Source organism: Hoeflea ulvae (assembly GCF_026619435.1).
GTDB classification, from domain to species: Bacteria; Pseudomonadota; Alphaproteobacteria; order Rhizobiales; family Rhizobiaceae; genus Hoeflea; species Hoeflea ulvae.
Map to the genome: position 1 here is coordinate 1,155,809 of NZ_JAOVZQ010000001.1, position 12,786 is coordinate 1,168,594.

Annotated in this window: 13 protein-coding genes; 4 read left to right on the plus strand and 9 right to left on the minus strand. The window is 61.2% G+C overall.

Going from position 1 to position 12,786, the window contains the following annotated elements; genetic code table 11:
* The first annotated feature begins 25 nt into the window (after positions 1-25).
* The 3 genes from OEG82_RS05460 to OEG82_RS05470 are packed head-to-tail and all read left to right on the plus strand — an operon-like array spanning position 26 to position 2,092.
* On the plus strand, positions 26-517 hold the full coding sequence (locus OEG82_RS05460) for an RbsD/FucU family protein (protein ID WP_267611424.1): 492 nt from the start codon (positions 26-28) through the stop codon (positions 515-517).
* Positions 518-524: 7 nt separating this feature from the next.
* The gene (locus tag OEG82_RS05465) at positions 525-842 is read left to right on the plus strand and encodes an antibiotic biosynthesis monooxygenase (protein ID WP_267611425.1); all 318 of its coding nucleotides are present in this window, start codon (positions 525-527) and stop codon (positions 840-842) included.
* Positions 839-2,092 (plus strand): class II aldolase/adducin family protein, encoded by a 1,254-nt coding sequence (locus OEG82_RS05470; RefSeq protein ID WP_267611426.1) that lies wholly within the window; start codon positions 839-841, stop codon positions 2,090-2,092. The genes OEG82_RS05465 and OEG82_RS05470 overlap by 4 nt, the downstream gene beginning before the upstream one ends.
* Before the next feature lie 183 nt (positions 2,093-2,275).
* Here the strand turns inward: OEG82_RS05470 and OEG82_RS05475 are convergent, their stop codons facing one another.
* Entirely contained in the window at positions 2,276-3,001 is a 726-nt protein-coding gene (locus tag OEG82_RS05475) for a ribonuclease activity regulator RraA (RefSeq protein WP_267611427.1), read from the minus strand.
* Between the two features lie 205 nt (positions 3,002-3,206).
* The gene (locus OEG82_RS05480) at positions 3,207-5,030 is read right to left on the minus strand and encodes a PHA/PHB synthase family protein (RefSeq protein WP_267611428.1); all 1,824 of its coding nucleotides are present in this window, start codon (positions 5,028-5,030) and stop codon (positions 3,207-3,209) included.
* 133 nt (positions 5,031-5,163) lie between these two features.
* Between OEG82_RS05480 and OEG82_RS05485 the strand changes: the two genes are divergently transcribed.
* Positions 5,164-5,835 carry a glutathione S-transferase gene (locus OEG82_RS05485; RefSeq protein WP_267611429.1) on the plus strand — a complete coding sequence of 224 codons (672 nt, stop codon included), beginning with the start codon at positions 5,164-5,166 and terminating at the stop codon, positions 5,833-5,835.
* 72 nt (positions 5,836-5,907) lie between these two features.
* Here OEG82_RS05485 and OEG82_RS05490 read toward each other — a convergent pair whose 3' ends face one another.
* From OEG82_RS05490 to cydB, 7 genes are all read right to left on the minus strand, one after another.
* Complete coding sequence (locus OEG82_RS05490; protein WP_267611430.1) at positions 5,908-6,696, minus strand: ABC transporter ATP-binding protein; 789 nt, start codon at positions 6,694-6,696, stop codon at positions 5,908-5,910.
* A complete protein-coding gene (locus tag OEG82_RS05495) occupies positions 6,693-7,451 on the minus strand; it encodes an ABC transporter ATP-binding protein (RefSeq protein WP_267611431.1) in 759 nt (252 codons plus the stop codon). Before OEG82_RS05495 ends, OEG82_RS05490 begins: the two co-directional genes overlap by 4 nt.
* Before the next feature lie 18 nt (positions 7,452-7,469).
* Positions 7,470-8,678 (minus strand): branched-chain amino acid ABC transporter permease, encoded by a 1,209-nt coding sequence (locus OEG82_RS05500; RefSeq protein ID WP_267611432.1) that lies wholly within the window; start codon positions 8,676-8,678, stop codon positions 7,470-7,472.
* A gap of 3 nt (positions 8,679-8,681) precedes the next feature.
* Positions 8,682-9,713 carry a branched-chain amino acid ABC transporter permease gene (locus tag OEG82_RS05505; protein WP_267611433.1) on the minus strand — a complete coding sequence of 344 codons (1,032 nt, stop codon included), beginning with the start codon at positions 9,711-9,713 and terminating at the stop codon, positions 8,682-8,684.
* Positions 9,714-9,823: 110 nt separating this feature from the next.
* Positions 9,824-11,167: a substrate-binding protein gene (locus OEG82_RS05510; RefSeq protein WP_267611434.1), complete on the minus strand. Its 1,344-nt coding sequence runs from the start codon at positions 11,165-11,167 to the stop codon at positions 9,824-9,826.
* 272 nt (positions 11,168-11,439) lie between these two features.
* Entirely contained in the window at positions 11,440-11,598 is a 159-nt protein-coding gene (gene cydX / locus OEG82_RS05515; protein WP_267611435.1) for a cytochrome bd-I oxidase subunit CydX, read from the minus strand.
* 16 nt (positions 11,599-11,614) lie between these two features.
* Positions 11,615-12,781 carry a cytochrome d ubiquinol oxidase subunit II gene (cydB, locus tag OEG82_RS05520; RefSeq protein ID WP_267611436.1) on the minus strand — a complete coding sequence of 389 codons (1,167 nt, stop codon included), beginning with the start codon at positions 12,779-12,781 and terminating at the stop codon, positions 11,615-11,617.
* Between the last annotated feature and the right edge of the window lie 5 nt (positions 12,782-12,786).

Genomic DNA, 12,786 nt, shown 5'->3' on the forward strand with positions numbered 1-12,786 from the left:
CCCGAAAATCTCAAAAGGAAATGACATGCGACGCAAGGGTGTACTCAACGTAAAGCTTGGCAAGGCGATATCCGAAATGGGCCATGACGACATCATGATGGTCGTCGATGCCGGCTATCCCATGGCCTATGAGGACCGGGTGATCGACCTGGCGCTGTGCCCGGGCATTCCGGATCTTCTGACGGTGCTGCGCGCCATCCGTCAGGATATGTGGGTCGAGGCCTATCACATGATTGACGATGCCAAGGCCAACAATCCCAACGCCTGGAACGGCGTCGCCGAAGTCTTCCCCGACGCCAAGGGCGGCGTCAAGCCGAACGAATGGTTCCACGAAGACGGCTACCGCAATGCCAAGTTCATCGTCCGCACCGGTGCCTGGATGCCCTGGGGCAATGTCGCGCTGGTCTCCGGCATTCCGGTCCGCGAATGGTTCGACAACACCGGCGCCGACGTTCCAGACAGCTGGACCGAACGCCACGCACTCAATGTCAAGCACGGCCAGACCGGGGTGGAGTGACGCAGACATGCTGGTTCAACTTGTTCATATTCAGGTAAAGCCGGACCGCATCGGGGATTTCCTCGATGCCTTCCGGATCAATTACGAAGGCACGACGAAGGAGCCGGGAAACCTGCGCTTCGACGTGTTGCAGGATCCCGATGATGCGACGCGTTTCTCGATCTACGAGGTCTTCGTCGATGAAGCCGCAGTCGATGCGCACCGCAACACCGAGCATTATGCAAAAACCGTGGCCCTGCTCGACGACATCATGACCGGGCCGCGCTCGAAGGATTTCTACAAGATGATGATGTCGGATCTGACCGATGCAAGGGTGAACCCGTGACCGTCAGCCTGACACAAAACCGCTGGAGCGACGCCGAGGCCGCCCGTTGGCAGCAGGATGCCGGCGAAGATCCGGCTGACCGCGATCTTGCGCTGCGCATCTATACGTCGCGGCTGATCGGCGGTGATCCTGACCTGGTGCTGCACGGGGGTGGCAACACCTCGGTCAAGACCGTGCGCGGCGCCGATGACGAGGTGATGCACGTCAAGGGCAGCGGCTGGGATCTGGAGACGATCGAGGCGCCGGGGCTTCCGGCGCTTCACCTGGAGGCAATCCGCACCGGGGGCAGGGCACAGGTGCTCAGCGACCCGCAGATGGTCGCGCTGCTGCGTGAAAACCTGCTGGATCCGAAGGCGCCCAATCCATCGCTGGAAACCCTGCTGCACGCATTCCTTCCGGCAAAATTCGTCGACCATTCCCATGCCACGGCGGTTCTGGTTCTGGTCAATCAACCTGATGCCGATGCGATCTGCCGTACCATCTATGGCGATCGGCTGGCCGTGGTGCCCTATGTGATGCCGGGTTACGACCTGTCGATTGCGGCAGCCGAAATCGCCGAGGTCAATCCCGGTTGCGAGGGGCTGTGGCTGGTCAATCACGGGATCTTCACCTTCGGCGAGACCGCGCGGCAGTCCTATGACCGGATGATCGAATTCGTCAATATGGCCGAACGTCATCTCGCCAGCCGCGGCGTCACCATCCTGCCGACGGACGAGCATCCGCAGCAGGCGCCGTTCATCGAGCTTCTGAAACAGCGGCTGCAGGCAGCCGGTCCGGTCTTTGCCGATAAAATCGCCCTGGACGCCCGCGCCGGGCCGTCAATCAGTGCCTTCCTGGCTCACCCTGATCTCGCCGACCTCGCCACGCGCGGCACCGTCACGCCGGATCATGTCATCCGCGTCAAACCCTTTCCGCTCTTGCTGAAAGGCACCGAGAGCGCCACGCAAATCGACCAGGCCCTGACGGATTACGGCACGCGCTACGAGGCCTATTTTCATGCAGGTGCTGCAGAGGCAAAGGAGCCCAAGGTCATGCTTGATTGCCTGCCGCGGGTCGCCCAGATAGAAAACACCGGCATGGTCGGAATTGGCAAGACTGCCGCAGAGGCTAAGATCGTCGCCGATCTGACATCGCAGTCAATGCGCGTCATGCTCGCAGCCGAAGCCTATGGCCGCTTTACGCCCTTGAAGCCGGGGCAATTGTTCGAGATGGAATACTGGTCGCTGGAACAGGCCAAACTGGCGAAATAGGAAAGGCCGGTCAATGACCGGCCTCGATGCCTCACCCTGCGCGTACATCCGGCGTCAGGGGAAGCGTTGTTCCTGATATGGGGGCTGGCCCGGACAATACAAGGCCGCAGCGGGGAATTTCAGCCGGCTGGCTGCCAGCTTGCATGGTCAGTGGCCCATATGATGCACACATCCGAACCGGTACTAACGGCCGGTCCGCGCCCGCCAGGCCTCGAACGCCTTTTGGTGTTCCTCTCTGGTGCAGGGATAGAGCCCGATGATTGCGGCTCCGGCCTCGACCTGCTCCAGCACGAAATCTTCAAAGCTTTCCATGCCGGTGCATTCATCGGCGAGCTCGTCGGCCAGATGCGCCGGGATCACCATGACGCCGTCATTGTCTCCGAGCATGACATCGCCGGGAAACACGGCGACATCGCCGCAGGAAATCGGCACATTGATGTCGAGCGCTTCGTGCAGGGTCAGGTTTGTCGGTGCCGACGGTCCGGCGTAATAGGCAGGCATGTCGAGCGCGCCAATGCCCTTGGCATCGCGAAATCCCGCGTCGGAAACGACGCCCGCGGCACCGCGCAGCGCCAGCCGCGTGATCAGGATCGAGCCGGCGGTGGCGGCACGGGCATCCTTGCGCCCGTCCATCACCAGAACCCAGCCTGCCGGGCAGGTCTCGATCGCCACCCGCTGCGGATGGTCGGGGTTGCGGAACACCGTGATCGGGTTTCGGTCCTCGCGCGCCGGGATGTAGCGCAGGGTATATGCCTGGCCGACCATGGTCTCGGGCTTGGGTGACACCGGGACAACGCCCTGGATGAACTGGTTGCGCAGCCCGCGTTTGAACAAGGCCGTCGCCACCGAGGCGGTCGAGACCTTCTTCAGCTTGGCGCGGGTTTCGTCGGACAGGATGTAATCGGTCATGAAACCCTCGGCAGATGTCTGGTTCGGCGGACACGCGGCCGGAACCGGTTTGCAGGATGTCGAACCCATACCTAGCTGCATTGTCGGGTCGCGATCAAGGTGGCTTGGCATGTCAGCCTTGACCGGCCTGCACCAGCTCTCATCGACATCGGGCCCCGCCAGCCTCACGAATGCCATCTGTCTGATGTCCGCAAAGCGCAAAAATCTAGCTTTGGTGGATATAGGTTCCCGGCGCAGGACCGAGCGGCGGATAGCCGTTGTCCGGCGCGCCGATATCGGGTGGTGACGTCATCCTGGTGCTTTTGGCGGCGAGCCAACCGGTCCATTCCGGCCACCACGAACCGAGCGTCGGTTCGGTGTCCCCAAACCAGCTGTCGGGATCGACATAGAGCGCGCCTGCCGGCCGGTGCCCGACACGGTAGTGACGGCGCGGATGCCCAGGCTCGGACAGGATGCCGCCATTGTGCCCGGATTTGGTCAGCACGAAGGTCAGGTCCGCATCGGTGAAAAGCCGGGTCTTGTAGACCGATTTCCACGGCGCGATGTGGTCGGTTTCGGTGCCGATCACGAACATCGGCGCGGCGATGTCCTTGAGCGCAATGACGCGCCCCTCGACGGCAAAGCGACCGGCGGAAAGCCGGTTCTCCAGAAACAGGCTTCTGAGGTATTCCGAATGCATCCGCGCCGGCATCCGCGTGGTGTCGGCGTTCCACACGGTGATATCGCTCGGCAGGTCATCCTTGCCGAGGAAATAGCGCTGCACCGCACGGGTGTAGATCAGGTCTTCGGCCCGGATCGAGGCAAATGCGCGGGCCATTTGCGGGCGGTCGAGATAGCCTTGCGCCCACATCATGTCCTCCAGAAACGCCACCTGGCTCTCGTCGAGGAACAGCAGCAGCTCGCCGGCCTCGGTGAAATCCACTTGCGCCGCCATCAGGGTGATGCTGGCGAGCCGGTCATCGCCGTCACGGGCCATGGTTGCAGCCGCAATCGCCAGCATGGTGCCGCCGAGACAATAGCCGTTGGCGTGGATTTTCTCGCCCGGCACGATGGCGCTGATCGCGTCGAGCGCCGCCATGACCCCGCGCTTGCGGTAGTCTTCCAGCGACAGGTTGCGCTGGTCGGCGGTCGGATTGCACCAGGAGATCGCAAAGACGGTAAATCCCTGTCCGACCAGGTAATTGATCAGCGAATTGTGCGGCGAGAGATCAAGAATGTAATATTTCATGATCCATGCGGGCACGATCAGCACCGGTTCGGCCCGCACCTTGCCGGTCTGTGGTGCATATTGCAGCAGCTCGAAAATGTCGTTGCGGTAGACCACTTCGCCCGTTGTGCAGGCAAGATCCTTGCCCAGTTGATAGCCTTCCGGCGGCGGCCGGTGGGCCTGGCTCAGCGTGTGCAGCATGTCGTCGGCGGCATGCACCGCCCCCTCGGCGAGGTTGCGTCCGCCGGTCTTTGCCGTCTCCCTGAGGATTTCGGGATTCAGTCCGGGAAAATTCGAGGGCGAGACGGTGTCGAGCAACTGCCGCACCAGAAACCGGGTCCGGTCGCAATCCTGCTTGCGCAGACCGCGCACCTCTTCCGTCGCATGGTCCCACCAGTCCTGCGTCGCCAGAAAGCTCTGTTGCCAGAGGCTGAAGGGCATGTTTTGCCAGTCCGGATCGGTGAAGCGGTGATCATAGAATTTTGGTTCAAAGGGAGGCTTTGGCGGTGAACCGGGGACGGATCTGGCGGTGAAATCCATCAGTTTGAGCACATTGTCTCTGGCGTGTTCGGCCAGTTCCAGTTGCCGTCCCGGTGCGCGGGCAAGATGCAATGCCCAGTCGGTCCAGGTCTCGACCAGCGCAAAGGGCGAGACTCCGCCGGTGGCCTGCGCCACAGCACCGCGGATCGCCCGGTCGATGCCGGCATAGGGATGCTCGTCGGCCTGTGTGCCCGCCACCGGAAACCGCTGCGGGTGGGAGACCGGCATCGGTACCGGTCCGGCGGGTTTCTTCAGTGCTGTCGAATGGGTGGTTTTGCGCATGAGTTTGGTCCATCCTGTGACCCGCAGAATAGCAGTGTCCGGCGCGGCCACCTTGACCGATGTCAACCGGGCGTCTCGCAAGGCGGCCATTATTGCGGCCGATGCTGCAGGCACATAAATACGAGGACAAAGATTGACCGGCCTTCACACACCCTCTCCGGCTTTGCCGGCCGACGTGGCAGATCCGTCCAGCCCGATACTCTATTCGTTCCGGCGCTGTCCCTATGCCATGCGGGCACGTCTGGCGGTGGCGTCTGCCGGCGTCGAGGTGAGCCTGCGTGAAGTCGTGCTGCGCGACAAGCCGGCGGCCTTTCTCGAGGCCTCGCCAAGCGGCACGGTGCCATGTCTGGTCACGTCTGATGCGGTGATTGATGAAAGCCTGGATGTGATGCTCTGGGCGCTGCAAATCCATGATCCGGATGGCTGGCTGGACATGCCTGAGGCGGGATATGACTGGATCGCCCGTGGCGACGGCTCGTTCAAGCAGGCGTTGGACCGGACCAAATATGCGCAACGCTACCCCGAGCTCGATCCCGTCGAACAGCGCGCAAAGGCATCCGCCTTCCTGTCCGATCTCGACAGCCAGATTGATCGCTGGATGTTCGGCCGCCCGACCCTTGCCGATTTCGCCATCCTGCCATTTGTCCGCCAGTTCGCCTTCATCGACAAGGACTGGTTCGACGTCCAGCCCTGGCCGCGCCTGCAGGACTGGCTGGAGGCGTTCCTAGCCTCCGAACGATTCGGGCAGATCATGGAAAAATACCCGCAATGGGTCGAGGGCGATGCGCCCGTCCGGTTCCCGTAACCCGGCTCATGCAGGTCCGGCGCCGACGCTTCAGGGGAGCGGAAACCGGCTGCGGCTTCCGCTCCCGATGCTCTATATAGCCAGATAGTCGTGGCGCAATTGCTCGTTGTTGAGCACTTCTTCCGCCGTGCCGTCGAAAACGACCTCGCCGGATTCGAGGATCACCGCACGGTCGGCAAGCTTCAGGGCCCGCACCGCATTCTGCTCGACCAGGATCGTGGTGATGCCCTGCTGCTTGATGATGTTGAGCGTCTTCTCGATCTCGTCGACGATCACCGGTGCAAGTCCTTCATAGGGCTCGTCGAGAAGCAGCACCTTGATGTCGCGGGCGAGAGCCCGTCCGATCGCCAGCATCTGCTGCTCGCCACCCGAAAGCGTGATGCCTTCCTGCTTGCGGCGTTCGCCCAGTCGCGGAAACAATTCGTAGATCCGCTGGATCGACCAGCCGATCGGCGGCGCGATCTGCGCCAGTTCGATGTTTTCCTCCACCGTCAGCCCGGCGATGATGCGCCGGTCTTCGGGCACCAGCGACAGGCCGGCGCGCGAGGCTTCATGCGAGCTCATCCTGTGCAGAGGCTGGTGGTCGAGCCAGACTTCGCCGCTGGTCATCGCCGGTGAGCCGATCTGGGCGATGGCGCGCAGCGTCGAGGTCTTGCCGGCGCCGTTGCGGCCCAGCAGCGCCAGAATCTCGCCTTCATGCACATTGAAGCTGACGCCCTGGACGATGTAGCTCTCGCCGTAATAGGCGTGAATGTCGTGCACGGACAGGAACGCCGGCGCGGTTGCCGCCTGATTGGCGTTCTTGGAAAAATCCGGGCGTTCGTAGGGTTGATTGCCCTTGAGGGGTTCGGTCTGGCTCATGCTGCGGCCTCTCCCAGATAAGCTTCTTTGACTTTCGGATGGCCCTTGATGTTTTCAGGGGTATCCTCGACGAGTGGCGAGCCCTGCGCCAACACGGTGATCCGCTTGGCCAACGAGAACACCACATGCATGTCATGCTCGATGATCACCATGGTGATGTCCCGGCTTTCATGGATCTGGTTGAGCAGGTCGATGGTGTTGTTGGTGTCGGCGCGCGCCATGCCCGCCGTCGGTTCGTCAAGCAGCAGCAGCTTCGGCTCCTGCACCAGGCACATCGCCATCTCCAGCCGCCGCTTGTCGCCGCGCGACAGGGAGCTGGCGATCATGTGCCGCTTGTCCGCCATGTTGACCTCGGAAAGCATGTGTTCGGCCTTCTCGATCAGTTCCTTTTCGGCGGCGATCGATTCCAGCGCATGCAGGCGGAACGCCCCGTCGCGCTTGGCAAAACACGGGATCAGCATGTTTTCATACACGCTCAGATCGCTGAAGATTTCCGGTGTCTGGAACACCCGCGAAATCCCCATCTGGTTGATCTCGTAGGGTTTGCGTCCAAGCACCGACTGGCCGTCGAACAACACTGTCCCTGTGTCGGGGATCAGCTTGCCGACCAGCACGTTGAGCAGCGTCGACTTGCCGGCGCCGTTCGGCCCGATGATGGCGTGGACGGTGCCCTTGGCGATGTCGAGATTGACATTGCCCAGCGCCTGCAGTCCACCGAACCGCTTGTTGACGTTAGAGACTTCAAGAATTCCCATATCCGATATCTCCGCGGTTCAGTTGACGTTGGTCGTCGAGGTCGGGTGAGTGTCGGACCCGGCATCGGGCTTCTTTTTCCGGTTCTTGCCGGTAACCCAGTTTCCGATCCGGCTTCCGCCTTCGATAAGGCCGCCCGGCAGGAAGATGACGACCAGCATGAACAACAGGCCCAGTGTCAGGTGCCAGCCCTTGCCGATAAAGGGATGCAGCAGGAAGACGATCGCGTCTTCCAGTCCGTCGGGCAGAGCCGAGAACCAGGCATGCAGAATGTTGTCGTTGATCTTCGAGAAGATGTTCTCGAAATATTTGATGAAGCCTGCACCGAGCACCGGTCCCATCAGCGTGCCGGCGCCGCCGAGAATGGTCATCAGAACCACTTCGCCCGAGGCCGTCCACTGCATGCGTTCCGCCCCCGCAAGCGGATCCATCGAGGCCAGCAATCCGCCGGCAAGACCCGCATACATCCCGGAGATGACGAAGGCAGCAAGCGTGTAGGGGCGCGGGTTGAGGCCGGTGTAGTTCATCCGCGTCTGGTTGGTCTTGATCGCCCGCAGCATGATGCCGAAGGGTGAGCGGAAGATCCGCATCGAGATGTAGAACACCACGATGGCGATGATGGCGCAGAAATAATAGCCGTTGGAGAAGGTGAACTGCCAGCCGCCGAGCTCGAGCTTGGTGCTCTCGTTCATGACGATGCCGAAGAAATGCGGGCTGTTCGGGCTGCCGGCGCTCATCAGCACCTGCGGATCATCGGTATAGACCTGCAGTCCGGTCTCACCATTGGTCAGCGGTGTCAGCACCGAATAGGCCAGGTTGAACGACATCTGCGCAAATGCCAGCGTCAGGATCGAGAAGTAGATGCCCGAACGGCGCAGCGAGATATAGCCGATCAGCAGCGCGAACAGCGCCGACAGGATCACCGCAAGGATCAGCCCCGGCAGCACATTGTAGCTCAGCAGCTTGTACATCCAGACGACGGAGTAGGAACCGACACCCAGAAAGGCCGCGTGGCCAAAGGAGAGATAGCCGGTCAGGCCGAACAGGATGTTGAAGCCGATGGCAAAGATCCCGTAGATCGCGAACCGCTGCATCAGGTCGGGATAGCCCGCATTGAACTGCGCCAGAGCCGATCCTTCCGGGAACGGTTGAAGCAGGATCGGTGTCGCCAGCGTCAGAAAAATGACGGCGACGAGAAAGCTTGTGTCTTTCTTACTCAGTCCCAGCATGGATTATTCCTCCATCACGCCTCTACGACCCATAAGACCGCGTGGGCGGGTCAAAAGGATGATGATTGCAACTAGATAAATGATGATTTGGTCGATCCCCGGGATCAGCGACTTGACTTCATTCATCGAGGCGAAGCTCTCGAGAATGCCAAGCAGGAAACCGGCAAGGACGGCGCCGGGCAACGAGCCCATGCCGCCAACAACGACCACCACGAAGGACAGCACAAGGAAGTCCATGCCCATGTGGTAATTGGGCGAATTGATCGGCGCATACATCACGCCGGCCAGGCCTGCCACCGCGGCGGCTATGCCGAACATGATGGTGAAGCGCTTGTCGATATTGATGCCGAGCAGCCCGACGGTCTCGCGGTCAGCCATGCCGGCGCGGACCACCATTCCGAAGGTGGTGAAGCGCAGGAAGGCGAAGACGGCGCTGATGATCACGGCCGAAAACAGGAAGTAGATCAGCCGCCAATAGGGGTAGATGATCGAGTTCTCGGCAAAGCCGACCAGCACGCCGAAATCCAGCGAGCCCTTGAACATGTCCGGCGCCGGGGTGGGAATCGGATTGGCGCCGTAGAAATATTTGATGATTTCCTGAAGCACGATGGCGAGGCCGAAGGTGACCAGGATCTGATCGGCATGCGGACGCTTGTAGAAATGCTTGATCAGCCCGCGTTCCATGATGTAGCCGACCAGCAGCATCACAGGGATGGCAAACAGGATCGCCAGCGGCACCGACCATTCGATGATGGCGTTGCCTGTCGACTCGCCGAACCAGCTGACGATATAGGGCATATCCACTTGCAGAGGGTTCCCGAGGAAGTCCTTCTGGGTCGGATCTTCGACCGTGTAGGACAGAGAGAGAATTCGCTGCAGCGTGACGGCACAGAACGACCCGAGCATGAACAAGGCGCCATGCGCGAAGTTGACCACGCCGAGCGTGCCGAAAATGAGTGTCAGTCCGAGTGCGATCAGGGCATAGGCGCTGCCTTTGTCCAGACCGTTCAGAACTTGAAGAATGATTGCGTCCATCGTGAAGCCCGCATCAGTAAAACCGTGCGCAAGGGGCGCTGCGGTCGTGTCCCAATTCTAAGAGAAAACCGCGCCGCCTGAGCGGCGGCGCGGTAAACTTTTGGCGTTTCTTATGCGCCCGGATTGCACTTGCCGAGGTCGCCACCGGCAAACATCGGATGATCCGGCGCGTATTCGACCTGTGCACGCGGCGTCACTTCGACGATTTCCAGCGTGTCATATTCGTTGGTCGGGTTTTCCTTGCCCTTCATGACCAGCACGTCCTTGAAGCACTGGTGATCGTCGGCGCGGTAATGGGTCGGACCATTGCCCAGGCCGTCGAAGTCGAAGCCTTCGAGAGCTTCGCCGACGCCGCAAGGATTGAAGGTGCCCGCACGTTCGCAGGCATCCGCATAAAGCAGCGTCTGCACGTAGCAGGTGTGTGCCGAGTTCGAAGGCGGACGGCCGTATTTTTCGCCGAAGGACTTCACGAAGGCCTTGGAGCCTTCGTCCTGCAGCTGCCAGTTCCAGTTCATCGAACCGAACACGCCGCGCACGTTCTCGCCGGCACCAGCCGCCATCAGCTCGGAATAGAGCGGAACGACGATTTCGAACTGCTTGCCATTGACCATCTTGTCGCGCAGGCCGAACTGCACCGCATTGGTCAGCGAATTGACCATGTTGCCGCCGTAGTGGTTCAGCACCAGCACGTCTGCGCCGGAGTTGAGGACCGGGGCGATGTAGGACGAGAAGTCTGTCGATGCCAGCGGGGTCAGCACGTTGTTGACTGTTTCCCAGCCCACGCCTTCCGTAGCCTGCTGGATCGACTCCTGCTGGGTCCAGCCCCAGGTGTAGTCGGCGGTCAGGTGATAGGCCCGGCGATCGGCGCCATAGGCTTCCTTGAGCACCGGTGCGAGTGCTGCACCCGACATGTAGGCGTTGAAGAAGTGACGGAAACCGTTTGCCTTCTTGTCCTTGCCGGTGGTGTCGTTGGAGTGGGTCAGACCGGCCATGAAGATCACGCCGGCTTCCTGGCAGAGGCCCTGCACAGCCACGGCCACGCCCGAGGACGAACCGCCATTGATCATGATGGCGCCGTCTTTTTCGATCATCGACTTGGCCGATGCGCGCGCCGCGTCGGACTTGGTCTGGGTGTCGCCGGTGACGAACACGACCTTCTTGCCGAGGATGCCGTTGCCCTTGAGAGCCTTCGAGCTAAAGGTGTTGAGCATGCCGCCATCACCTTCGCCGTTGAGGTGCTGGACGGCCAGTTCCTGCGCGCGAAGCTCATCGAGACCTTCGTCAGCATAAGGGCCGGTCTGCGGCACGTTGAAGCCGAGCGTGACGGTGCCGCCCTTTGGTTCATTGGTGTAGGCGAATGCCGAACTGGTAAAGATCGTGGGCATTGCCAAACCGGCGCCGATGGCGGCGCCCGATTTGATCAACCCACGACGATTGATTTGAAACTTTGACATTATGTCCTCCCTGAAGTGGAATGGGCGAAGCCTCCCAGCTTCTGCCCGCACAGCTACGTGAGTAGCAGCCTTAAGACAAACATGGCCGCCGTCTCGTTACCATTCGACTATTGTATATTCAGGTGATTATTCGGGAGGAAAGTCTTGGCCGTATCAGCCGTCATTCCTTGGCCACGCGCAGGACACAGCTTTGCTGCGAAGCGGCCCGCCGGGGTCCGTTCATGCAGGCAGGGCCGGTTCCCGACCGTCGCGCGCGGCTGATCGAAAGGCAGTCAGAGCCGGACGTTGCCGGCCCGGTCGCGGCTGCCGGGACCATCGGGGCCCGGGTCGTCGATGGTGCGGCGGTCTTCCTGCAGCTCGAGCCACATGGCGTTGACGACGGCGAACATTGCAGCCAGGGGAAGTCCGAGTAACCAGGCGAAATACCACATGTCTTGCTTCTCCTGATCAGTAAACGGAGTGGGAATTGTCATCGCTGACATCGGCGTCGGTGACCTTGCCCCACAACACCTTGTAGACCCATGTGGTGTAGACCAGGATGATCGGCATGAAGATCACGGTCGCCACCAGCATGATGAACAGGGTCAGGTGCGACGAGGAGCTGTTCCACACGGTCAGCGACGACCGCGGATCGGACGACGACGGCATGATGAAGGGAAACATCGTCAGCCCGACCGAGGAAATCACGCCGAGGATCGCCATCTTGGAAAACAGCAGCGTCGAGATTTCACGTCCCGCCCGCAGGCCGACAAAGGTCAGCAGACCGCCGACGATGCCCATGACCGGCGCAATCGCAATCCACGGCCGCTCGGCATAGGACGACAACCAGCTTGCGGTCTTTTCCACGTCGAAATGCAGCGGATTGGACGGGCCGGTGGTCACATAGTCGCCGACGATGCGATATCCCTCGATGCCTACAGCCATCCAGACGCCGCCGAGCGCATAGGCCGCCACCGCGATCAGGGCCGCGATCGAGCCGAAGCGGCGGGCGCGGTCGCGCACCTTGCCTTCGGCCTTCAGCGTCAGCCAGGCGCCGCCATGCATGACCAGCATCGACAGCGAGACGACGCCCGCCAGCAACGAGAACGGATCCAGCAGACCGAAGAACTTGGTGTAGAACGCGCCTTCATAGATCGAGTGCAGATCATCGGTGAAATGGAACGGCACGCCCTGGATCACATTGCCGACGGCGACGCCGAACAGAAGCGCTGGGGTCGCGCCGGTCACAAACAGCGCCCAGTCCCAGCGTGTGCGCCACTCCACTTCGTCACGTTTGGAGCGGAACTTGATCGCCACCGGCCGCACGATCAGCGCCGCCAATACGGCAAACATTGCCAGGTAGAACCCCGAAAACGATACCGCATATAGCGGCGGCCAGGCGGCGAAAATGGCACCGCCGCCCAGGATGAACCAGACCTGGTTGCCTTCCCACACCGGGCCGATGGTGTTGATCGCCACACGGCGCTCGACATCGGTCTTGGCGACGAAGGGCAACAATGCACCGACGCCCATGTCGAACCCGTCTGTCAGGGCGAATCCGATCAGCAGAAAGCCGAGCAGGCCCCACCAGATCAGCCGCAGAACGTCGTAGTCGATAAGGGTATTGAGGATCATGGCCG